The following is a 21713-nucleotide window of genomic DNA, read 5'->3' on the forward strand; positions in this document are numbered from 1 at the left end:
GGAGACCCCATGAAGGACGCCTTCGGCGCCCCGCAGTCCCTGCTCGTCCTCGGTGGCACCTCCGAGATCGGGCTCGCCACCGCCCGCCGGCTGATCGCCCGGCGTACCCGTACCGTCTGGCTCGCCGGACGCCCCTCCCCCGCGCTCACCGCCGCGGCCGACTCGCTGCGCGCGCTCGGCGCGGACGTGCGGACCGTCCCGTTCGACGCGCTCGACACCGAGTCCCACGAGGAGCGGCTCGGCAAGATCTTCACCGAGGGCGACATCGACATGGTGCTCCTCGCCTTCGGGGTCCTCGGCGACCAGGCGCGGGACGAGTCCGACCCGGTGGCCGCCGTCCGCGTCGCCCGGACCAACTACATCGGCGCCGTCTCGGCCGGGCTCGTCTGCGCGGGCGCGCTCCAGGCGCAGGGGCACGGCTCCCTGGTGGTGCTCTCCTCGGTGGCGGGCGAACGGGCCCGTCGCGCCGACTTCATCTACGGGTCCTCGAAGGCCGGTCTCGACGCCTTCGCCCAGGGGCTCGGGGACGCGCTGCACGGCACCGGGGTGCACGTCATGGTCGTACGGCCCGGATTCGTCCGCTCGAAGATGACGGCCGGGCTCGCGGAGACACCGCTCGCGACGACCCCCGAGGCGGTCGCGACCGCCGTCGAGCTGGGTCTGCGGCGCCGCTCGGAGACGGTGTGGGTGCCGGGGGCGCTGCGGATGGTGATGGCGGCGGTACGGCATGTGCCGAGGCCGCTGTTCCGACGCCTGCCGGTGTGAGACCCGCCGGTGCGAGGCGGCGGGACCTCGCGGCGCGGGGTCCCCGGCGGTCAGGCCGTCGGGGACCCCGACGGCGTGTCGACCGGGCTGCCGCCCTGGGTGGGGACGGCCGAGACCGGGCGGCCGCTGCCGAACAGGTAGTCGTACAGCTTCCGCCACACCCCGTCCGGGCCCTGCTCGTACAGCGCGAAGGAGCGGCAGATCCACGCCGCCTCGTAGCCGGCGAGCTCCTCGAACGCCCGGTCCATCCCCTCCTCGGAGATGCCGTGCGCCACGGTGACGTGCGGGTGGTACGGGAACTGGAGCTCGCGCACCAGCGGCCCCGACTCGTCCCGGATCACGTGCTGGAGCCGGTGGCAGAGGGAGTGGCCCTCCTTCACCTTCACGTAGACGACCGGGGAGAGCGGCCGGAAGGTCCCGGTGCCCTGGAGGCGCACCGGGAAGGGCTGGTGGCCGGCGGCGACACGTGCGAGGTACGCCTCGATCTCCGGCAGCCGCTCCTCCGGGACCTCGGTCGGCGGGACGAGGGTGATGTGCGTGGGGATGCCGTACGCGGCCGGGTCCCCGAAGCCGGCGCGCCGCTCCTGGAGCAGGCTGCCGTAGGGCTCCGGGACCGCGATCGAAACGCCGAGCGTTACGGTCCCCACGTCGTTCTCCTCCGTCGTCCGTCGACTGGTGTGCGGTGGTTCAGCCGCCAGTGTGCGTCCTGTACCACCCTTGTGGCCAGGGTCCTCCGCCTCAGTGCTTGGCGGGCAGGAAGCCCATCCGCTCGTACGTCTGCGCCAGCGTCTCCGCGGCGACCGCGCGGGCCTTCTCCGCTCCCTTGGCCAGGACCGAGTCCAGCGTCTCGGGGTCGTCCAGGTATTCCTGGGTGCGCGCCCGGAACGGCGTGACGAAGTCCACCATGACCTCGGCCAGGTCCGTCTTCAGTGCGCCGTACATCTTGCCCTCGTAGCTCGTGACCAGGTCCTCGACGGACGTGGAGGTGAGCGTGGACATGATCGTGAGCAGGTTGGAGACGCCCGCCTTGTTCTCCGGGTCGAACCGGATCACCGTGTCGGTGTCGGTGACCGCGCTCTTGACCTTCTTCGCGGTGGCCTTCGGGTCGTCCAGGAGGTTGATGAGGCCCTTCGGCGTGGACGCCGACTTGCTCATCTTGACCGCCGGGTCCTGGAGGTCGTAGATCTTCGCCGTCTCCCTGAGGATGTACGGCTTGGGGATCGTGAAGGTCTCGCCGAAGCGGCCGTTGAAGCGCTCCGCGAGGTCACGGGTCAGCTCGATGTGCTGGCGCTGGTCCTCGCCGACCGGGACCTCGTTGGCCTGGTAGAGCAGGATGTCCGCGACCTGGAGGATCGGGTACGTGAAGAGGCCGACGGTGGCGCGGTCGGCACCCTGCTTGGCCGACTTGTCCTTGAACTGGGTCATACGGGAGGCCTCGCCGAAGCCCGTGAGGCAGTTCATGACCCAGCCGAGCTGCGCGTGCTCGGGGACGTGGCTCTGGACGAAGAGGGTGCAGCGCTCCGGGTCGAGACCGGCGGCGAGCAGCTGGGCGGCGGCGAGCCGGGTGTTGGCGCGCAGCTCGGCGGGGTCCTGGGGAACCGTGATCGCGTGCAGGTCGACGACCATGTAGAAGGCGTCGTGGGTCTCCTGGAGGGCGACCCACTGGCGCACGGCGCCGAGGTAGTTGCCGAGGTGGAACGAGCCTGCGGTGGGCTGGATTCCGGAGAGCACACGCGGTCGATGCTGCACGGCGGAGCCATTCCCCTGAGGGTGGAGGTGGGTGACGGGCGGGCTGTCAGAGGCCATGCACATCATTCTCTCAGGTGTGGGAACCGATCCCGGACTGCCGGTGTATCAAGAGTGTGAGGACGCGGGAGGGGGGCCTGGTCGCCGACGAGGCCGCGGTGATCGCACGGGTACGCGCCGGAGAGCCGGAGGCGTACGCGGTGCTGGTTCGCGCGCATACGGCGGTCGCTCTGAGGGCGGCGGTGGCGTGCGGCGCCGGCGCGGAGGCCGAGGACGTGGTGCAGCAGGCCTTCTTCAAGGCGTACCGCTCGCTGGGGCGGTTCCAGGAGGGGGCGGCGTTCCGGCCGTGGCTGTTGCGGATCGTCGTCAATGAGACCAGGAACACAGTGCGGGCGGCGGGGCGGCGGCGGGCCGTCGCGGACCGGGAGGCGGACCTGCTCGGCGGTGAGCCGCGGATACCGGAGTCGGCGGACCCGGCGGTCGCGGCCGAGGAGCGGGAGCGGAGCCGGCGGCTGCTCGACGCCCTGGACGGTCTCGGCGAGGACCACCGGCAGGTGGTGATCCACCGCTATCTCCTGGAGCTGGACGAGGCGGAGACGGCGCAGGCGCTGGGCTGGCCGAAGGGGACGGTGAAGTCCCGGCTGAGCCGGGCGCTGCGGAAACTGGGACTGGAGCTCGGCGAGGACCGGGAAGGAGGCGAGGGGCGTGGCTGACGAGGAGCTGCCGGACGAGCTGCGGGAGCTGGGACGGCGGCTGCGGGTGCCGGACGTGGACGGCGGGACGATGGCCGAGCGGGTGCTCGCACAGCTCCTCGCCGAGCGGGTGCCGACGCCGACGCCCGAAGGGGTGCCCGAAGGGGTGCCCGAGCAGGTGCCCGGGCCGGGCCGGCGACGGCGGTGGACGTCGGCGTGGGTCCCTGCGTGGGCCTCGGCGTGGGCGTGGGCGCGCGAGCGGTGGCGGGCGCTGGTCGCGGGCCTCACCGGGGTGCTGATCGTCCTGGTGCTGACCCCGCCGGTGCGGGCGGCGGTGGCGGAGTGGTTCGGCTTCGGCGGGGTGGCCGTGCGGTACGACCCGGAGGGGCGCCGGGTCCCGGACGGAGGCGCGGTGCCGGTGCCCGGATGCGCGGAGCCGGTGCCGTTGGCGGAGGCCGGGCGCAGGGCGGGCTTCGAGCCTCTGATACCGGGGGCGCTCGGCGCGCCGGACGCGGTCACGGTGACGGGGTCGGCCGAGCGGGGCCGGGCGGTGATCAGCCTGTGCTGGCGCGACGGGGGGCGGACGGTCCGGCTGGACGAGTTCCCGGCCCGCCTGGACATCGGCTTCGCCAAACAGGTCAGGACGCGACCGGAGTGGGTCGACCTCCCGGACGGCGCGCAGGGCTACTGGTTCGCGGCCCCGCACCTCCTGACGGTCCCGCTGACGGACGGGGCGGGCACGGCCTGGACCCACGAGGTCCGCACGGCGGGCCCCACGCTCCTCTGGACGAGGAGCGGGGGCGTGCGCACCTTCCGGCTGGAGGGCATACCGGACCGGGAGGAGGCCCGCCGGGCGGCGGAGTCCCTGGGCCCCGGCGGGTGACTGCCGGTCCGGTCCCTGGCGCGGTCAGACGGGGAGGCCCGGGGCCGGGTGCGCGCTCATCAGGTCGGCGACCTCGGCGCGGAGGGTGCGGAGGGCGTCCTCGTCGCCCGTGCCGGCCGCCGTGACGCCGCGGTCGATCCAGTCGGCGACCTGGTCCATGTGCTCGGGGGCCAGGCCGCGCGAGGTGAGGGAGGGGGTGCCGATGCGGATGCCGGAGGGGTCGAACGGCTTGCGGGGGTCGTAGGGGACGGTGTTGTGGTTGACGACGATGCCCGCCCGGTCGAGGGCCTTCGCGGCGATCTTGCCCGGGACCTGCTTGGGGGTCAGGTCCATCAGGATCAGGTGGTTGTCGGTGCCGCCGGAGACCAGGTCGAAGCCGCGGGCGAGGAGCGCCTCGGCGAGGGCCTTGGCGTTGGCGACGACGGCGTGGGCGTAGTCGCGGAAGGAGGGCTGGGAGGCCTCGCGGAGGGCGACGGCGATGGCGGCGGTGGTCTGGTTGTGCGGGCCGCCCTGGAGGCCGGGGAAGACGGCCTTGTCGAGCGCCTTGGCGTGCTCCTCGCGGGACATGAGCATGGCGCCGCGCGGGCCGCGCAGGGTCTTGTGGGTGGTCGTGGAGATCACGTCCACGTGCGGGACGGGGGACGGGTGGGCGCCGCCCGCGATGAGGCCGGCGATATGGGCGATGTCGGCGACGAGCACGGCACCGACCTCACGGGCGATCTCGCCGAAGGCGGCGAAGTCGATCGTGCGGGGCAGCGCGGTGCCGCCGCAGAAGATCACCTTCGGGCGCTCCTTGAGGGCGAGGTCGCGGACCTCGTCGAAGTCGATGAGGCCGTCGCCCTCGGAGGTCGCGGGGCGGACGCCGTACTGGACGCCGCGGAACCACCTGCCGGTGGCGGAGACGCCCCAGCCGTGGGTGAGGTGGCCGCCCATCGGCAGGGCCATGCCCATGACGGTGTCACCGGGCTCGGCGAAGGCGAGGTACACGGCGAGGTTGGCCGGGGAGCCGGAGTAGGGCTGGACGTTGGCGTGCTCGACGCCGAAGACGGCCTTGGCGCGCTCGACGGCGAGGGTCTCGACCCGGTCGATGATCTGCTGGCCCTCGTAGTAGCGGCGGCCGGGGTAGCCCTCGCTGTACTTGTTCTGGAGGACGGTGCCGGAGGCTTCGAGGACGGCGGCGGAGACGTAGTTCTCGCTGGGGATGAGGCGCAGGGTCTCCCCCTGGAGCCGTTCCTCGGCGTCGACGAGGGCGGCGAGCTCGGGGTCGGCGGCGGCGAGCGCGGGATGCTGCGGGGCGTTCATGCGGGGATCCTCCGGGGCGTCGGTGGGTCCCGGGGCGCTGCGTGGGAGGCGCGGCGCCACGCGGGACGAGGTCCCGTGACGCCCAGGCGGGCGGCGTCCCGTGTGGTTGCCGCGCACGGCTCCCCCGGGGTCGCTTCCCCGTGCGCCAGTCGCCGTGCGTGTTCTCAGAGTAGCGGGGGTCTCGTCGGTCCGGCCGGAGCGGGGACACGCGGTCACGGCCTGCCCGACACGACACCCGCGAAGGGCGCGCCGTGCGCGAGGTTTCCCCGCCCGGTGCGCGAGCGACGATAGAAACAGGGACCACAACCCCTTCGGCGGGTCCATCCCGCGAGCCGCAGGACGAACGGAGATCCCGTGTCGGGCACACAAGACGCGATCGCTTCGGCGGAGGCGCACAGCGCTCACAACTACCACCCCCTGCCGGTCGTCGTCGCTTCGGCGGACGGCGCCTGGATGACCGATGTCGAGGGGCGCCGCTACCTCGACCTGCTCGCCGGGTACTCGGCGCTCAACTTCGGGCACGGCAACCGGCGTCTGATCGACGCGGCGAAGGCCCAGCTGGAGCGGGTGACGCTGACCTCGCGCGCCTTCCACCACGACCGGTTCGCCGACTTCTGCGCCCAACTCGCCGAGTTGTGCGGGAAGGAGGCGGTGCTGCCGATGAACACCGGCGCGGAGGCGGTCGAGACGGCCGTGAAGACCGCCAGGAAGTGGGGGTACGAGGTGAAGGGCGTGCCGGACGGGCACGCGAAGATCGTGGTCGCGGCGAACAACTTCCACGGCAGGACGACGACGATCGTCAGCTTCTCCACGGACCACGAGGCGCGGGACCACTACGGTCCGTACACGCCGGGGTTCGAGATCGTGCCGTACGGGGACCTGACGGCGATGGAGGCCGCGGTCACCGAGAACACGGTGGCCGTGCTGATCGAACCGATCCAGGGCGAGGCGGGGGTCCTGGTCCCGCCGGCCGGTTATCTGGCGGGGGTGCGGGAGCTGACGCGCCGGCGGAACGTGCTGTTCGTGGCGGACGAGATCCAGTCGGGCCTCGGCCGGACGGGACGGACGTTCGCGTGCGAGCACGAGGGTGTGGTGCCGGACATGTACGTCCTGGGGAAGGCGCTGGGCGGCGGGGTGGTGCCGGTGTCGGCGGTGGTCGCCGACCGGGACGTGCTCGGGGTGTTCCGGCCGGGTGAGCACGGGTCGACGTTCGGCGGGAACCCGCTGGCGTGCGCGGTGGCCCTCGAGGTGATCGCGATGCTGCGGACGGGCGAGTTCCAGGAGCGGGCGGCGGAGCTGGGCGACCATCTCCACGCGGAGCTGGGGCTGCTCGTGGGCGCCGGCGCGGTGGAGGCGGTGCGCGGACGCGGGCTGTGGGCCGGCGTGGACGTCGCGCCGTCGCGGGGCACGGGCCGGGAGATCTCGGAGAAGCTGATGGAGCGAGGTGTCCTGGTGAAGGACACCCACGGCTCGACGATCCGGATCGCACCCCCGCTGGTGATCTCGAAGGAGGACCTGGACTGGGGTCTCGAACAGCTGAGGGGCGTGCTGTCGGACTGATCCGCCCCGCCGGCGCAGCGGCGGGGGCCTCTCCGGGAGGGGTCAGAGGATCACGTGCGGGAGGAAGCGGGCGTACTCGTCGGTGACGAGTCCTGCCGACTCCCGTATCCCGAGCCCCGCCGCCTCGTTCTCGACGACCCACGCGCCGAGCACCACCCGGTTGCCGTCGAAGTCGGGCAGCGGGGCCAGTTCCTGGTAGCAGCAGGGCTCCCCGTCCCGTACGAACGGTTCCGTGCCGGCGTCGTGGAGGGTGACGCCCGCGCCCTCGCGGCCGAGCAGCGGCTTGGCCGCCCAGCCGGTGGTCGAGGCGAGTTCACGCGGCCCGTCGAGGTAGGCGGGCAGCAGGTTCGGGTGGCCGGGGTACAGCTCCCAGAGGATCGCGAGGAGCGCCTTGTTGGAGAGCAGCATCTTCCAGGCGGGCTCGATCCAGCACGTGGTGCCGGTGCCGCCGCCGTTGTCGAGGGTGTCGAGGACGTGCCGGCCGAAGCGGTCGGTGGTGAGCCACTCCCACGGGTAGAGCTTGAAGCAGCTGCGGATGAAGCGGAGCCGGTCGTCCACGAAGCGGCGTGAGAGCCGGTCCCAGCCGATCCGTTCGACGGAGAGCGCCTCGGTGTCGAGTCCTGCCTGCTGGGCGGTCTCGCGCAGGTACGCGACCGTCATCAGGTCCTCGCCGAGTTCGTCGCCGTCGGAGTGGACGAAGTGGACGGGGCCCGGGGGCAGCAGGGACGCCTGGCGCTTCCAGGCGTCGACGAGCCGTTCGTGGAGGGAGTTCCACTGGTCGGCGCCGGGGAACCGCTCCTCCATCCAGAACCACTGCGGGCTGGCGGCCTCCACGAGCGAGGTGGGGGTGTCGGCGTTGTACTCCAGCATCTTGGCGGGGCCCGTACCGTCGTAGTGCAGGTCGAACCGGCCGTAGAGCGAGGGGAGTTCGGCACGGCGGTGCCAGGACTCGGCGACGAGGGCGACGAGCTTCGGGTCGGTGATCCCGAGCTCGGCGAACCGTTCCCGCTCGACGATGTGCGCGGCGGCCGCCAGGCACATCGCGTGCAGCACCTCGACGACCTCCTCCAGGGCCTCGACCTCGGGCAGGGTGAAGGAGTAGTACGCGCTCTCGTCCCAGTACGGGCGCAGCGAACCGTCCGGGTAGCGGGTCAGCGGGTAGACGAGCCCCTGCTCCTCCACCGTCTCCTGCCAGCCGGGCCGGGGCTCGATGGTGTGCCGTTCCATGTGCCAGGCCCTTCTCAGCCGCCGCCGGAACCGGAGCAGCCGAAGCCCCCGGTGTCGACGGCCTTCTTGTCGAAGCTGCCGCCGCTCACGCGGTTGTCGCGGAGGGAACCGCCGTAGTAGTACGAGCCCCGGTGGGTCGTGCTGTCGTCGTCGTCGTCGCGGCCACCGCCGCCGTCGCACTGGTAGCGGGGCAGTTCCTCCCGGGTCAGCGGGTCCACGCACCGCTTGTCCGGCTCGGAACCGCACGCGGTGATCGTCGCCGCGAGCACGCCCATCCCGCCGAGCACCACCGTGCTCGACCTCAGTCTGCGCATGTCCGTCGCCCTCCCCTTCACGGTCGCGACCTCCCCGGCCACGCTTGTCGCGTGCACGACTGTCGCGACCGCACAGTGTAGGCCGGTCGTTTCCGGCCGGGCCCCTCCAGGTGGGTTGTCCCGGGACAGCACACCTAGAGTCGTCATGTGCTTCTCGGGATGATGTGTGCGCTCGCCTCGTCCGTCTGCTTCGGCACGGCCTCGGTCCTCCAGGCGATGGCGGCCCGCGCCGCGACCCCCGGGACGGGCGGCGGTGTCGACGTCGCGCTGATGTGGCGGGCGCTGCGGCAGTGGCGGTACGTCGCCGGTCTCGCCCTCGACGGTCTGGGCTTCGCCCTGGAGGTCGTCGCCCTGCGGACACTGCCCATCTACGCGGTGGGCGCGGCCCTCGCCGCGAGCCTGGCGGTGACCGCCGTGGTCGCCTCCCGGCTGCTGGCGGTGCGGCTGAGCCGGGTGGAGTGGACGGCGGTGGCCGTGGTCTGCGCCGGGCTCGCTCTGCTGGCGCTCGCCGCCGGGGAGGAGGGGCACCGGGACGGTTCGGAGGCTCTCCGGTGGGCGCTGCTCGCGACCGCCTTCGGCGTGCTGCTCCTCGGCGTGGTGGGCGGCCGGCTGCCGGACCGGCCGCGGGCGCTGGTCCTGGGCCTGGGGGCGGGCTTCGGCTTCGGGGTGGTGGAGGTGGGGGTGCGGCTGGTCGACGGCATCGACTTCGCCGACCCCGCGGGGTACGCGCTGCTCGTGGGCGGTGCGGCGGCGTTCCTCCTTCTGACCTCGGCGCTCCAGCGCGGCTCGGTGACCACGGCGACGGCGGGCATGGTGCTCGGCGAGACGATCGGACCGGCGGTGGTGGGGGTGGTCTGGCTCGGGGACCGCACCCGCGAGGGCCTCGGGTGGCTCGCGGTCGTCGGCTTCGCGGTGGCGGTGGCGGGCTCCCTGACCCTGGCCCGTTTCGGCGAGCCCCCGGAGACGGCCGTCAGGTCCTGACCTCCTGAGCGGGGGTGGCGGCGGGGGCTTTCCGGGTGCTGCTGACGACATGGGGCGGCAGTACGCGTTCGGCGCACAGCAGGATGGCGGCGCCGGTGAGGACCATCACGGCGAGGACCGCCCACACGTGCCACCGCCCGGCATCGAGCAGGAAGCCCAGGAGCACGGGCGCGATGGTCCGGCAGACCGACCAGGACAGCTGGTGGACCGACAGGTAGCGCCCCCGCAGGTGATCGGGGGCAGCCTGGATCGCCAGGCCCTGTGCCGGGGCGGAGTGGACGAGTTCACCGGCGGTGTAGAGCACCGCGACCGCCAGGACGGCGACGAGGGCGCCGGTACCGCCGGTCAGCAGGGGAAGCGCCGCGAAGGCGGCGAAGGAGAGCGCGAAGACGACCGCGCCGGCCGCGGCCGTGCGGGTGCGTCTGCCGCGCAGGGTCAAGCGGGCGACGGGGACGCCGAGCGTGGCGACCAGGACGGTGTTGAGGGCGAACACGGCTCCGGCCAGGGCGTCGGGGATGCCGACGTCGCGGGTGAGGAAGATCGGCAGGGCGATGGCCTGGGTGGTGTAGCCGAAGGCGATCAGGAAGTTGGCGGTGGTGAGGAGCAGGTAGGGGCGGTCGGCGAGCACCTGCCGGTATCCGCCCCTGGGGCCGTCCGGTGCCCCGGGCCCGCCCGGGACGGCCGGGATCCGGGCCACCAGCACCGCGGCGACGGCGAACACCGCGGCCAGAAGCAGGGCGGCGCCGATGAAACCGGCGTTGCCGTTCCATGCCAGCATGCCCGCCGCCGCCAGGCTGCCGCCTCCCATGCCGGCGTTGCGCAGGCTGCGGTCCTCGGCAGATCCGTCGCCGAGAGCGACTCACGCGGACGCCTCATCACTCTCACCGCCGAGGGCGTCGAACTCACCGACGAACTCATCGCCGTCCACCTGGACAACCAGCGCCGACTCCTCTCCGGACTGGGCGCGGACGAGCAGACGCAGCTTGCCGACCTGCTCGCACGACTCGCCTCGACACTCCCCGAGGGCGAGGGCGAGGGTGGGGGCGAGGGCCGGCCGGACAGGACGACGCTCGCGCCACCCGAGCCTCGGTCGGCGTGAGCGCCCCGCGCACGACCCTCGTACGCATGAGCGCCGGCCATTGACGGTCATTCGGGAAGCACGCGTACGAGCGTGGCCAGGGCGCTCTGCCAGGCGCTGTCCGGCGGTGTGGCGTAGCCGACGACGAGGCCGTCCAGGGTCGCGGGGACCGTCGGTCGGCGGAACTGGTGGACGCCCTGGACGGCGAGCCCGTGCCAGGCCGCGGCCCGCAGGACCGCCTGTTCGGTGCCGGGCGGAAGGGCCAGGACGGCGTGGAGGCCCGCCGCGATCCCGCTGACCCGGATCCGGGGCGAGTGCGCGGCCACCGCCGCCACCAGCTGGTCGCGGCGGCGCCGGTAGCGCAGCCGCATCGCCCGGACGTGCCGGTCGTACGCCCCCGAGCCCAGGAACTCCGCGAACGCCAGCTGGTCCGGCGCGCCGGGCGCCCAGTCCACGGCACCCTTCGCCGCCACCACCTCGCCGACCAGGCTCTCCGGCAGGACCATCCACGCGAGCCGCAGCCCGGGAGCGAGGGACTTGCTCGCGGTGCCAAGGTGGACGACCCGCTCGGGGTCGAGGCCCTGGAGCGCGCCCACCCGCTGCCGGTCGTAGCGGAACTCCCCGTCGTAGTCGTCCTCCAGGACGAAGCCGCCCGAGGCCCGCGCCCAGCCGACGACCGCCGTCCTGCGGTCCGGGGGCAGGGCGCCGCCCAGCGGGAACTGGTGGGCCGCCGTCATGAGGACGGCCCCGACAGGACCCTGCACGGCCAGGTCCTCGACGCGGGTGCCGCGTTCGTCGAAGGGCAGGACCGGGGTGCCGAGTCCCGCCCCCGTGAGGAGACCGGCGTGGAGGCCGAGCCCGTACGACTCGACCGCCACGTCTCGTACCCCCCGGCCCCGCAGCACCTGGCCCATCAGCATCAGTCCGTGCACGAAGCCCGCGCAGACGACGATCCGCTCGGGCCGGGCGTGCACGCCCCGCGCGCGGGCCAGGTACTCGGCGAGGGCGGTGCGCAGTTCGATCCGGCCGCGCGGATCCCCGTACCCGAAGGCCTCGTTGGGGGCGGCGGTGAGCGCCCGCCGGTACGCCGTGAGCCACGCGGAGCGCGGGAAGGACGCGAGGTCGGGGCTGCCTGCCTTCAGGTCGTGTGCGGGCGCGGAGGGCCGGGGCAGGGCGAGCACGGGCGCGGACACCCGGGACGGTCGCGCCGCCGTACGGGGTTCGGCGCGGCGGGCGACCCGGGTGCCGGAGCCCTGGCGGGCCGTCAGCCATCCCTCGGCGACGAGTTCGGCGTAGGCGTCGGCGACGGTGTTGCGGGCCACGCCGAGGTCGGCGGCGAGCGACCGGGAGGACGGCAGGCGGGTGCCCGCCGTCAGACGCCCGCTGCGTACGGCCTCCCGCAGGGCGTCCATGAGGCCTGCCCGCAGGCGCGGGCCGCGGAGTTCCAGATGAAGGTCGGCGCCGAAAGTGGCCCACTCGCCTGCCATGGAAATGGACCATACTCCTGCGCCACCCGGCTCGTACGGTGACGGCATGACCACGAGAGCCATCACCCTCGCCGAGACCGCCGCTCCCACCGCGTACGCCCACGAGCACGCGCCGCGCCTCCCGTTCGCCGAGTACGTGCCCGAGTTCTACCGGGCCATGCGGCGCCTGGAGGCGGCCGCCGCGCAGGACGTCGATCCGACGCTCTACCACCTGATCAAGATCCGGGCCTCCCAGGTCAACCGCTGCGCGTTCTGCATCGACATGCACAGCAAGGACGCGCTCGCGGAGGGCGAGACCGTCGAGCGGATCGTGCAGCTCTCCGCCTGGCGGGAGTCCCGGCACTTCTACACCGAGCGGGAGCTCGCGGCCCTCGCGCTGACCGAGTCCGTCACCGTCCTCACCGACGGGTCCGTCCCCGACGAGGTGTACGCCCACGCCGCCGCCCACTTCGACGAGGCCGAGCTCGCCCGGATCATCGGCGCGATCGTCGTCATCAACGCCTGGAACCGGATCGCCGTCACCACCCGCATGACGCCCGGCCACTACACCCCCCGCTCCGCGTGAGCGGGCCCGCGACGGCCGGGGCCCTGCGCGCCCTCCACCGGGACCGGGCGGCCGGCGATCCGCTGGTGCTGCCCGGCCCGTGGGACGCGGTGAGCGCCCGCGCCTTCGAGGCGGCCGGGTTCCCGGCACTCGCCACACCGAGCGCCGGGGTGGCCGCCTCCCTCGGGTACGAGGACGGGGCGACGCCGGCGACGGAGATGTTCGCCGCCGTGGCCCGGATCGTCCGCGCGGTGTCCGTACCGGTCACGGCGGACCTGGAGGGCGGATACGGGCTGGGCCCCGCGGAACTCGTGGAACGCGTACGGGAGTCGGGGGCCGTCGGGGTGAACCTGGAGGACACCGGCGAGGACGGCGAGCTCAAGGACGCGGGGGCGCACGCCGAGTACCTGGCGGACGTACGGGCCGCGGCGGGCCCCGGACTCTTCGTCAACGCGCGCGTGGACGTGTACATCCGCGGGGCGGCCGACCCGACGGCGGCGGCGATCGCACGGGCCCGGCTCTACGCGGAGGCGGGCGCGGACTGCGTCTACCCGATCGCGGCCCCGCCCACCGACCTCCCGGCCCTGCGCGCGGCCCTCGGCGACCTCCCCCTCAACGCCCTGGCGGGCCCGGACGCCCCGCCCTTCGCGGAACTCGGCCGCCTGGGCGCGACCCGCGTCACCTTCGGCGACGGCCTGCTCCTGCACGCCCGGGACGACCTGACGGCATCGGCGAGGAGGCTGAGGGACGCGGGGACGCTGTGAGGGGGCCCGGTGGGCGGCCTTCCCGGGCCTGGAGGGCGGGCCTTTCAACAGGCCCGGTGGGCCGCCCCAGGACCCGGTGGGCGGCTTCCCCGGAGGCCGGTGGGCCGCCCCCGGGGCCCGGGCGGGGCCACCCCGGCGTCCGGTCAGGTCAGTGCGCGCCCGGACGGAAGAAGTCCAGGGCCACGCGCAGGACTTCGCGCTGTTTCGGCCACGCGCTCTCCGGGCCGGCGGCCAGGATCGCGTAGTGGGTGCCGTCCTCGGCCGTGAAGGCCCGGTCGACGACCTTGCGGCGGCTGCCGTCGTCCCGGTCGTACGCGTACACCAGCTCCACGGAGTCGGCAGGAGCGTCCGCCTCCCCCGTGACCCGTTCGAGGCTGATCTCCTGGTAGCCGGGTTTGTTGGCCCGGCCGTCCTCCGAAGCCCCCCGCAGGGCCTCGTACGGCGTCAGACCGGTCTCGGTGACCACGAAGACCTGGAGCAGGCTGCGGCGGTCCGGCGCGTTGTAGAAGACGCCCTGGTCGGACTCGGTGCGGTCCCAGCCGTCGGGGACGGCGATCGTGAAGCCCTTGAGGTCCTCGACGGCGCGGTAGCCGGGCGGCGGCACGTCGCCCCCGTCCCCGGGAGGTGCGGACGTGTCGGAGGGTGACGGCGTGGGGGAGGTGGGGTCGGTGGTCTCCGGGGCCGCCGGGACGGAAGCGGGTGGGCCGCTCGCCGCCGGGGGCTCCGCGTCGCCCCTGCCCCAGAGCAGCCAGCCGCCGACGGAGCCCGCCACCAGGACGGCTCCCGCGACCCCGGCCGCGACCGCCACCCGCGCGCGTGGCCGATCCGTCGGCGCGGCCGGGCCGGAGACGGGATGCTGCCAGCCGCCCGACTCCGGCAGATAGACGGAGACGTGCGCGGGGACGGTCCCGGCGTCGTGCGCGGGAGCGTACTCCGGCGCGGGACCCGCAACCGGTTCCGGGGCGTACTCCGGCGGGGGCGGCGGTAGCGGCAGCGGGGCCACCGGGCCGCCCCCGTTCCCGTTCCGAGGACCGCGCGCCGCCCCGCCGCTCTCCCACCTCTGCGTCTCGTCGTTCCAGCGGGCCCCGCCCCCGCTCCCACCCCCGTGACCGCTCATCTCACCCTCCGAGCAGGGTGCCGACGGCCTGTCCCACGGTCACGCCCGAGGCGAGGATCCCGGTCACCGCGCCGGCGTCCGTGAGGGCCTGGCGCAGGCGGGTCAGGCGTCCCGGATCGGCTCGCCCCGTGCCCTCGATCTCGTCCTCTGCCTCGGAGAGTTCGGCGTCGAGCGCGGCCGTCTGCTCGGAGGGCACGATGCCCCCGAGGTCGGCGCGGAGGCGCCGGACGGCCTGGAGGAGCGCCTCCTGCCGGGGGTCGCGGGGCGGCTGCCCGCCGTGCACCGTGTGCGTGACGGTGTTGTGGTCGCCGATGGTGACGTTGCCCCCGGTGTTGGTGACGTGGACGCCGCCACGGGCGCGGTCGTCAGGGGTGCCGTTCCCGGTCTCAGGCACGGTTGCCTCCGGTCGTCGCGGTGGTGAAGGTCTTGCTGGTGACGGTGTTGTGGTTGCCGAGGGTGACGTTGCCCCTGGTGTTCTCGATGAACGTGCCGCCCTCGGCGACGTGCACGATCTTCTGTTCGAACTCGGCGGTCTCGTATCCGGCTTCGCGGAGCGCGACCGTCACGCCGTTCGCGACCCGGTCCTGCACGCTCTTCAGATAGCGGCTGACGTCCATCTCCTGGAACAGCGAGGCCTCGTCGTCGGAGCCGAGCTCACGGACCGAGACCTCGGGGCCCTCGGGCAGCGCGTTGGCGTGGCCCCCGGTGAGGAGCCGCCAGCCGTGGCCGAGGGAGCGCCCGACGGTGACCAGGGCGTGCCCTGCGGAGCGCGGGGTCTGGCCCAGGGCCCACACGGCCTTGCCGAAGTGGTGGTTGTGGCGGTAGCGGTGGGCGATCCGGTCGGCGTACCGGAAGAGCGGCTTCACCGGCCGCAGCACATGCGGTGCCACCTCCAGCATCAGCATCCCACCCTGGGTGTGGACGCGGACGAAGACGGTGGTGACGATCTCCTCGCCCCAGCCGCCGACCCGGATGCGCAGGAAGTGCCGACGGCTCTCGCCGCCCTCCTCGATGGCGCCGGAGCGGTGCGTCTCGAAACCCTCCGGGGTGTACGGGGCGGCGGCGCGGGCCGGCAGCCCGTCGACGGGCAGGAAGACGACCTCGTCGATCTCGAGCTCGCGCAGCCGGTCCCGTACGGCCGCCCGGATCTGCGGCGAGCCGTGCGGCGAGGGGACGCGCAGCGCCTCCACGAGCGGGACGACGTGCCGCATGACGGCGCTGTTGTCGAGCGGTTCGGGGGCCGAGCCCTCCAGGTCCTTGCGGGGGCGCAGCTCCACGGAGAGCGACCAGGGCTCGTACGGCTCGCCGGCGCCGCAGAACGGGTCGTCGGTCCCGTACATGACGAGCCGCGCGTGCTGTTCGACCCGGATCCGGTCGCGCAGGCGGCGGGACCGGGCGCCCTCGGCCTGCTCGGCCGGGTCGGACCGCAGGTCGGGGAAGCGCTCCCGGGACAGCTCCTGGGTGAGCGCGCGGGCGAACTGGCCGCGCTGGGTGGCCACGGCCCAGGCCACGAGGAACGGCACGGCGACGGTGATCCACACCTCCAGGGGGCCGATGCCCCACATCTCCTGGGCGGTGAGGCTCACCGCGAGGTCGAGGAACTCGCCGGCCTCGGAGAACTCGTCGATCTTTCCGAGGAACTCGCCACCGGAGTCGTCGTCGTCGCCGAGGGCGAGGAGGAAGAGGAACAGGGCGGACTGGAAGAGCATGATCCGCCCGTACCAGCGCAGTACGAAGGCGGGGACGACCCGGTGCACGGGGGCGGTCACGGACCGGCCGCGGACCCAGCGGGCGAGGCCGAGGACCAGGAAGGGCGCGATGAGGAGGGCGACCAGGCCCTTGGTGAGCGGGATCGCGATGATCCAGAGGGCCAGGATGCCGGCGGCCCAGCCGAGTTCGACGCGGCGGGCGCGCAGGGCGTGGGCGAGGACGCGGCCCGCGTCGTAACCGAGGGAGGGAGCGGCGAAGCGCTCCTCGTGGACGTACAGCTGGTCGATGACCGCGTCTCGGAACTCGTCGTCGAGGTACGCGCCGGCGCAGAGCAGCCGGGTCGCCTCGCTGGAGGCCGGTAACCGGCGCGGGTCGACGGCCGGCGGCACGTGGGGCGGGCCGCCGGGCTGCTGCGGAATGGACGACGTCGTCAATGACTCCCCCGATGGTGTGACCGTCCGCGTCCGCGGCCCGGTCGGCCGCGAATCGGTGGGTCAGCATAAGGGAGTTGGAGGTGCCCTGTCGGCAGGGAAAACGGCGCCCCCGGGCCGTACGGTCGGTCGTACGGCCCGGGGGCGCCGAGTGGGGGGAGCCGGACTCGGAGGAGCCGGCCTCGGGTGAGTCGACTCGGAGGAGCCGGACTCAGGTGAGTCGACTCGGAGGAGCCGGACTCAGGTGAGCCTGGCTCAGATGAGGCCGAGCTCGCGCACCGCGTCGCGCTCCTCGGCGAGCTCCGCCACGGAGGCGTCGATGCGGCCACGGGAGAAGTCGTTGATCTCCAGGCCCTGGACGATCTCGTACCTGCCGTCGGTGCAGGTGACGGGGAAGGAGGAGATGAGACCCTCCGGGACGCCGTACGAGCCGTCCGACGGGATGCCCATCGAGGTCCAGTCACCCGCGGCGGTGCCGTTGACCCACGTGTGGACGTGGTCGATGGCGGCGTTCGCGGCGGAGGCGGCGGAGGACGCGCCACGGGCCTCGATGATCGCGGCGCCGCGCTTGGCGACGGTCGGGATGAAGGTGTCGGCCAGCCAGGCCTCGTCGCTGACGACCTCGGCGGCGTTCTTGCCGGCGATCTCCGCGTGGAAGATGTCCGGGTACTGGGTCGCCGAGTGGTTGCCCCAGATGGTGAGGCGCTTGATGTCCTCGACGGAGGCGCCGGTCTTGGCGGCGAGCTGCGAGAGCGCGCGGTTGTGGTCGAGGCGGGTCATCGCGGTGAAGCGCTCGGCCGGCACGTCCGGGGCGGCGGCCTGGGCGATCAGGGCGTTGGTGTTGGCCGGGTTGCCGACGACGAGGACCTTGATGTCGTCCGCGGCGTGGTCGTTGATGGCCTTGCCCTGCGGCTTGAAGATGCCGCCGTTGGCGGCGAGCAGGTCACCGCGCTCCATGCCCTTGGTACGCGGGCGGGCGCCGACGAGCAGCGCGACGTTGGCGCCCTCGAAGCCCTGGCTCGGGTCGTCGAAGATGTCGATGCCCTTGAGCAGCGGGAACGCGCAGTCGTCGAGCTCCATGGCGGTGCCCTCGGCGGCCTTGACGCCCTGCGGGATCTCGAGGAGGCGCAGCTTGACCGGCACGTCCGCGCCGAGCAGGTGGCCGGAGGCGATGCGGAAGAGCAGCGCGTAGCCGATCTGGCCGGCCGCGCCGGTCACGGTGACATTCACGGGAGTGCGGGTCATGGCGATCTCCGTAAGACAGCTGGCGGTGGGGGGTCCCTGCCCCGGGTACCGGACGTCCCTTCGTGATCGACGATCGACGATCGATCACTTGATCGATCGGTGTCTCGACGTGAAGAGATTCCAGCGGTCAGGCTATCCGACCCGGGGCCCCGCGAACCCCCACTCCCTTGTGGTCCGGCTCACTGCCACCCGTCCGAGGCCGTGGGGACCGTCAGTTCGTGGTGCAGCCCTGACGCCCGTTCACGAGCGCTCCGCAGGCCCGCGCGTCGCCGTCCGGACCGACGGCGACCATCGGGGTGTACGCGTCGGTGTCCACCGCCGCCGTGTCGGCGCCGGCCGCGACGGTGGCGCGCCGACGGGTGTCCCCGGCCTCGACGGTCACGGTGTCCCCGGGGGCGGCTCCGGTGATCCGGGCCCAGGCCGCCGCGCACGTACGGCTGTAGCGGACCTCGACCTGGGCGGTGCCCACGCGCGCGCGTGCGACGGTGGTGGCGAGGTCCCCGCCGCAGCCCATGGCCTCCGGGTCCTGACCGGTGCAGTCGGGCCCCACGCACCGCACCCCCGGGGGGAGGGGGGCGGGCCGGGTGACGGGCGGGGCGGTCGTGGGGGGCGCGGTCGCCGTCCGGTCGCCCTCGCCGTCGGAGTTGCCCAGGTCGACGAGGAGCAGGGCGGCGGTGACGACGAGCAGGGCACCGAGGATCCCGGCGCCGTAGAGCAGGACGAGCCGCCGCCGGGAGCCGGGGGCGGGGTCGGCGGTACGGGGTGGGGCCGGGGGCGAGTCCGGGGCGGGGGTACGGGGACGGCGCTCGGCCCCACCCGGGGTCGAGGCCGCCGCCGTCCCGGGCGAGGGCGTGGCTGTCGCCGGGCCCGGCAGGTCGAGGCGGCGGATCTGCAGGGTGTGGTCGCCCCGGGCCCGGTCCGCGCGCTCCGCGTGGGCCGTGAGGTCCGCCGGATCGGTTCCCGTCACCTCGGCGAGCGCCACGACGGCACTGCGGGGCGCGGGGAGTCGGGCGTTCAGGTAGGAGTCCCAGGCGGCGCGTTCGTGGCCGGTGCGCTCGGCGACGGCCGTGACGCCGAGGCCGCTGCGGTCGATCAGGCGACGGAGCCGCTCCGTGAACGCGCGCACCTCCGGGTCGAGTTCGTCCGGCAGCGCCTTCCAGCCAGGCATGTGCGGCCCCCCTTGTCCCGTGCTCCTCGGCTCCCGACTTCCGAAGGATGGCAGGTCCGGGGGCGGTGCGCGCCCCGGATGCGGAGCCGAGGTAGCGGAATGGTCACTTCCGTGCCACAGCGGGCCGACGGACCTTGAACCACCTTGGCACGTACATGACCCTTGATCACAGCGGCGCCCGCCCTCCCACGGGGGAGAGGGCGGGCGCCGCGCCTCGGTCCGGCCGGTCTAGGTGACCGTGAGATGGAGGATGTCCTCCAGGAACGGGATCTGCAGCCATGGCTTCGGCTGCACCATGAGCGCGAGCAGCACGATCAGGCCGCCCATCACCCCGTACGTGATCATGTCCGTGAAGCGGGACCGTACGGCCAGCATGCCCACGGACGGCAGCACCCGGCGCATCACGGCCCCCACGAGGAGCGCGGCCCCGATCAGGATCGCCCCGATCCTGAAGGCGTGCGGGAACGCGTCCGTGCCCACCACGAGCAGCCCGAGTCCGGCGAGGCCGAGCACGGTGAGCAGCGGCCACTGACGCGCGGGCGCAGGGGCGTCGCCGGGGGCAGCCCGGCCGCCGCCCTCGGGCCGCGCGGTCCCGGTCGTGACGGTGGGAGGCCGCCGACGCGGCCCCCCGGCGGCAGCGGAGGAGGAAGCGGCGGCACCGGTCCCGCCACGGGCTCCGGCACCGGCTCCGGTCCCGGCCTCGCCTGCCTCCGTTGAGTCCGTCGCCCCCGTTGAGTCCGTCGCCCCCGTGGGGTGCGCCGTCCCCGTGGAGTGCGCCGTCCCTGTCGGGTCCGCCGTCCCCGTGGAGTCCGTCGCCCCCGTGGAGCCCGCCGTCCCCGCCCCGTCCGGGTTCCCGGGTGCCCCCGGGGTCCCTGAGGTCACGTCAGAGCGCCGCGGCCGCGCGCTCGGCGGCCTCGACGACGTTGACGAGGAGCTGCGCGCGGGTCATGGGGCCCACGCCACCGGGGTTCGGGGAGATCCAGGCGGCCACCTCGGCGACGTCCGGGTGCACGTCACCGAGGATCTGGCCCTCGGCGTTGCGCGAGACGCCGACGTCGAGGACGGCCGCGCCGGGCTTCACGTCCTCGGGCTTGATCAGGTGCGGCACACCGGCCGCGGCGACGATGATGTCGGCGTTCCGCAGGTGCGCGGAGAGGTCCCGGGTGCCGGTGTGGCACTGGGTGACGGTCGCGTTCTCGGAGCGGCGGGTCAGCAGCAGGGGCATCGGGCGCCCGATGGTGACACCGCGTCCGACGACCACGACCTCGGCGCCGTTGATCTCCACGCCGTGCGCGCGCAGCAGCGTGATGACGCCGTTCGGCGTGCAGGGCAGCGGGGCGGGCTCGTTGAGGACGAGCCGGCCGAGGTTGGTGGGGTGCAGTCCGTCCGCGTCCTTGGACGGGTCCATCAGCTCCAGGATGCGGTTCTCGTCGATGCCCTTGGGGAGCGGGAGCTGGACGATGTAACCCGTGCAGGCCGGGTCCTCGTTGAGTTCGCGTACGACCGCCTCGATCTCGTCCTGGGTGGCGGTGGCGGGAAGCGTGCGCTGGATCGAGGCGAGACCGACCTGCGCGCAGTCCCGGTGCTTCCCGGCCACGTACTTCTGGCTGGCCGGGTCGTCGCCGACCAGGACGGTGCCGAGTCCCGGTGTGACGCCCTTCTCCTTGAGGGCCGCCACACGGACGGTCAGATCGGACTTGATCGCGGCTGCGGTGGCCTTGCCATCGAGAATCTGGGCGCTCATGGGGACATCCTCCCGGATGACCCCCGCCTTGTTCCAATTCGCTCGCGACGAGAGGGCGGCGGGGCGGAAGGGCAGGTTGCACTTGCACAACTCCCGTCGGTATCGACTGGACAAGAAGTCGACGTTGCGACCACGATGATCCGCGAAGTACCGCGGAAAGTGCCGGGGGGAATCCGCTCACATACCGTGAAGACTCCTCCGCGCGGGCCGCGTCGTCCCCGCACAGAGAAATTTCACGGAGGAAACCCGCGATGAGCTTCGGTGACCCGAACAACCCCTACGGCCAGCCGCAGGGACAGGGCCAGGGCCAGGGCCAGCAGCCCGGTTACGGCTACCCGCAGCAGGCCCCCCAGGGCGTGCCGCCGCAGCAGGGCGGGTACGGCTACCCGGCCGCTCCGCCGGTCTCCCCGTACGGCGGCGGTGGCTACCCGGGCGCGGTCACCGAGATGTCGGGCGGTGTGAAGGCCGCGCGCGTGATGATGTGGATCCTCGGCGCGTTCAACGTCCTCGGTGCCCTCGTCGTGATCGGCATGTCCTTCGCGATCGACAGCGAGCTGGAGAAGTCGGGCGCCTCGTCCGCCGACGCCCAGGCCTTCGCCGACTTCGGCCAGGGCGTCCTGATCGCCATCGGCGTCGTCTCGCTGATCATCGGCGTCGTCGGCATGCTGCTGGCCGCCAAGTTCCGCTCCGGCGGCAACGGCGTCCGGATCGGCACCATCGTCTACGCCTCGGTCACCGTGCTGTTCAGCATCTTCTCGCTGCCCCTCGGCATCGTGAGCCTCGTCCTCGGCATCCTGATCATCGTCTTCCTGGCGAAGTCGGACGGCGCGGCCTGGTTCAACCGCAACAAGCAGCAGTACTGAGCCCGAACGACCGGGGGGCGGGGTTGGGACGGTAACCCGCCCCCCGGGGGTGCCCCCGGACACCCCCCGCGGGGGCCCCCAGCCCGGCGGAC

The 21713-nt window shown here is 73.6% G+C and carries 22 protein-coding genes and 1 riboswitch; of the genes, 8 read left to right on the forward strand and 14 right to left on the reverse strand.

Annotation, left to right across the window (positions count from 1 at the left end; all coding sequences use genetic code 11):
• Positions 1–9 precede the first annotated feature (9 nt).
• Complete coding sequence (locus ACFWV2_RS25340) at positions 10–765, forward strand: decaprenylphospho-beta-D-erythro-pentofuranosid-2-ulose 2-reductase (protein WP_384407996.1); 756 nt, start codon at positions 10–12, stop codon at positions 763–765.
• Between the two features lie 50 nt (positions 766–815).
• Here ACFWV2_RS25340 and ACFWV2_RS25345 read toward each other — a convergent pair whose 3' ends face one another.
• Together ACFWV2_RS25345 and trpS are read right to left on the reverse strand one after the other, a co-directional pair.
• Positions 816–1412, reverse strand: a complete 597-nt coding sequence (locus tag ACFWV2_RS25345) for a 2'-5' RNA ligase family protein (protein WP_384407998.1) — start codon at positions 1410–1412, stop codon at positions 816–818.
• A 91-nt stretch (positions 1413–1503) separates the two neighbouring features.
• Positions 1504–2514, reverse strand: a complete 1011-nt coding sequence (trpS, locus tag ACFWV2_RS25350; protein WP_384408000.1) for a tryptophan--tRNA ligase — start codon at positions 2512–2514, stop codon at positions 1504–1506.
• A gap of 113 nt (positions 2515–2627) precedes the next feature.
• Between trpS and ACFWV2_RS25355 the strand changes: the two genes are divergently transcribed.
• A complete protein-coding gene (locus ACFWV2_RS25355; RefSeq protein WP_384408003.1) occupies positions 2628–3224 on the forward strand; it encodes an RNA polymerase sigma factor in 597 nt (198 codons plus the stop codon).
• Positions 3217–4086: a hypothetical protein gene (locus ACFWV2_RS25360; RefSeq protein WP_384408005.1), complete on the forward strand. Its 870-nt coding sequence runs from the start codon at positions 3217–3219 to the stop codon at positions 4084–4086. Before ACFWV2_RS25355 ends, ACFWV2_RS25360 begins: the two co-directional genes overlap by 8 nt.
• 24 nt (positions 4087–4110) lie before the next feature.
• Here the strand turns inward: ACFWV2_RS25360 and glyA are convergent, their stop codons facing one another.
• Complete coding sequence (gene glyA, locus ACFWV2_RS25365; RefSeq protein ID WP_384408007.1) at positions 4111–5388, reverse strand: serine hydroxymethyltransferase; 1278 nt, start codon at positions 5386–5388, stop codon at positions 4111–4113.
• Between the two features lie 73 nt (positions 5389–5461).
• Positions 5462–5551, reverse strand: a riboswitch (ZMP/ZTP riboswitch).
• A 191-nt stretch (positions 5552–5742) separates the two neighbouring features.
• Between glyA and rocD the strand changes: the two genes are divergently transcribed.
• The gene (gene rocD / locus ACFWV2_RS25370) at positions 5743–6948 is read left to right on the forward strand and encodes an ornithine--oxo-acid transaminase (RefSeq protein WP_384408009.1); all 1206 of its coding nucleotides are present in this window, start codon (positions 5743–5745) and stop codon (positions 6946–6948) included.
• 42 nt (positions 6949–6990) lie between these two features.
• Here rocD and ACFWV2_RS25375 read toward each other — a convergent pair whose 3' ends face one another.
• Both ACFWV2_RS25375 and ACFWV2_RS25380 read right to left on the reverse strand, forming a co-directional pair.
• Positions 6991–8175, reverse strand: coding sequence for a glutathionylspermidine synthase family protein (locus ACFWV2_RS25375; RefSeq protein ID WP_384408011.1), 1185 nt, complete (start codon positions 8173–8175; stop codon positions 6991–6993).
• A 14-nt stretch (positions 8176–8189) separates the two neighbouring features.
• Complete coding sequence (locus ACFWV2_RS25380) at positions 8190–8489, reverse strand: hypothetical protein (protein ID WP_384408013.1); 300 nt, start codon at positions 8487–8489, stop codon at positions 8190–8192.
• A gap of 159 nt (positions 8490–8648) precedes the next feature.
• Between ACFWV2_RS25380 and ACFWV2_RS25385 the strand changes: the two genes are divergently transcribed.
• Entirely contained in the window at positions 8649–9470 is an 822-nt protein-coding gene (locus tag ACFWV2_RS25385; protein ID WP_384408127.1) for a hypothetical protein, read from the forward strand.
• On the opposite strand, the gene ACFWV2_RS25390 is transcribed toward ACFWV2_RS25385, so the two are convergent.
• Both ACFWV2_RS25390 and ACFWV2_RS25395 read right to left on the reverse strand, forming a co-directional pair.
• Complete coding sequence (locus ACFWV2_RS25390) at positions 9460–10278, reverse strand: MFS transporter (RefSeq protein WP_384408015.1); 819 nt, start codon at positions 10276–10278, stop codon at positions 9460–9462. The genes ACFWV2_RS25385 and ACFWV2_RS25390 overlap by 11 nt on opposite strands.
• 338 nt (positions 10279–10616) lie before the next feature.
• The gene (locus tag ACFWV2_RS25395) at positions 10617–12035 is read right to left on the reverse strand and encodes a PLP-dependent aminotransferase family protein (RefSeq protein ID WP_384408017.1); all 1419 of its coding nucleotides are present in this window, start codon (positions 12033–12035) and stop codon (positions 10617–10619) included.
• A gap of 46 nt (positions 12036–12081) precedes the next feature.
• Between ACFWV2_RS25395 and ACFWV2_RS25400 the strand changes: the two genes are divergently transcribed.
• Together ACFWV2_RS25400 and ACFWV2_RS25405 are read left to right on the forward strand one after the other, a co-directional pair.
• Positions 12082–12600 carry a carboxymuconolactone decarboxylase family protein gene (locus ACFWV2_RS25400; RefSeq protein WP_384408019.1) on the forward strand — a complete coding sequence of 173 codons (519 nt, stop codon included), beginning with the start codon at positions 12082–12084 and terminating at the stop codon, positions 12598–12600.
• Positions 12597–13343 (forward strand): isocitrate lyase/phosphoenolpyruvate mutase family protein, encoded by a 747-nt coding sequence (locus ACFWV2_RS25405; RefSeq protein ID WP_384408022.1) that lies wholly within the window; start codon positions 12597–12599, stop codon positions 13341–13343. Before ACFWV2_RS25400 ends, ACFWV2_RS25405 begins: the two co-directional genes overlap by 4 nt.
• Positions 13344–13491: 148 nt before the next feature.
• Here ACFWV2_RS25405 and ACFWV2_RS25410 read toward each other — a convergent pair whose 3' ends face one another.
• From ACFWV2_RS25410 to ACFWV2_RS25440, 7 genes are all read right to left on the reverse strand, one after another.
• Positions 13492–14346 (reverse strand): hypothetical protein, encoded by an 855-nt coding sequence (locus tag ACFWV2_RS25410; RefSeq protein ID WP_384408024.1) that lies wholly within the window; start codon positions 14344–14346, stop codon positions 13492–13494.
• A 115-nt stretch (positions 14347–14461) separates the two neighbouring features.
• Entirely contained in the window at positions 14462–14854 is a 393-nt protein-coding gene (locus ACFWV2_RS25415) for a hypothetical protein (RefSeq protein WP_384408026.1), read from the reverse strand.
• A complete protein-coding gene (locus ACFWV2_RS25420) occupies positions 14847–16604 on the reverse strand; it encodes a hypothetical protein (protein ID WP_384408028.1) in 1758 nt (585 codons plus the stop codon). Before ACFWV2_RS25420 ends, ACFWV2_RS25415 begins: the two co-directional genes overlap by 8 nt.
• Before the next feature lie 252 nt (positions 16605–16856).
• On the reverse strand, positions 16857–17846 hold the full coding sequence (locus ACFWV2_RS25425) for a malate dehydrogenase (RefSeq protein WP_384408030.1): 990 nt from the start codon (positions 17844–17846) through the stop codon (positions 16857–16859).
• A 211-nt stretch (positions 17847–18057) separates the two neighbouring features.
• Positions 18058–19014: a DUF2690 domain-containing protein gene (locus tag ACFWV2_RS25430; protein ID WP_384408032.1), complete on the reverse strand. Its 957-nt coding sequence runs from the start codon at positions 19012–19014 to the stop codon at positions 18058–18060.
• Positions 19015–19242: 228 nt separating this feature from the next.
• Positions 19243–19896, reverse strand: coding sequence for a DUF3017 domain-containing protein (locus ACFWV2_RS25435; protein ID WP_384408034.1), 654 nt, complete (start codon positions 19894–19896; stop codon positions 19243–19245).
• Between the two features lies 1 nt (position 19897).
• Entirely contained in the window at positions 19898–20758 is an 861-nt protein-coding gene (locus ACFWV2_RS25440; RefSeq protein WP_384408036.1) for a bifunctional methylenetetrahydrofolate dehydrogenase/methenyltetrahydrofolate cyclohydrolase, read from the reverse strand.
• 251 nt (positions 20759–21009) lie between these two features.
• Here ACFWV2_RS25440 and ACFWV2_RS25445 point away from each other — a divergent pair, with 251 nt between their 5' ends.
• Positions 21010–21621: a hypothetical protein gene (locus ACFWV2_RS25445; protein ID WP_384408038.1), complete on the forward strand. Its 612-nt coding sequence runs from the start codon at positions 21010–21012 to the stop codon at positions 21619–21621.
• Positions 21622–21713: the final 92 nt, after the last annotated feature.

The sequence above is a fragment of the Streptomyces sp. NPDC058671 genome (assembly GCF_042716475.1).
Taxonomy (GTDB): domain Bacteria; phylum Actinomycetota; class Actinomycetes; order Streptomycetales; family Streptomycetaceae; genus Streptomyces.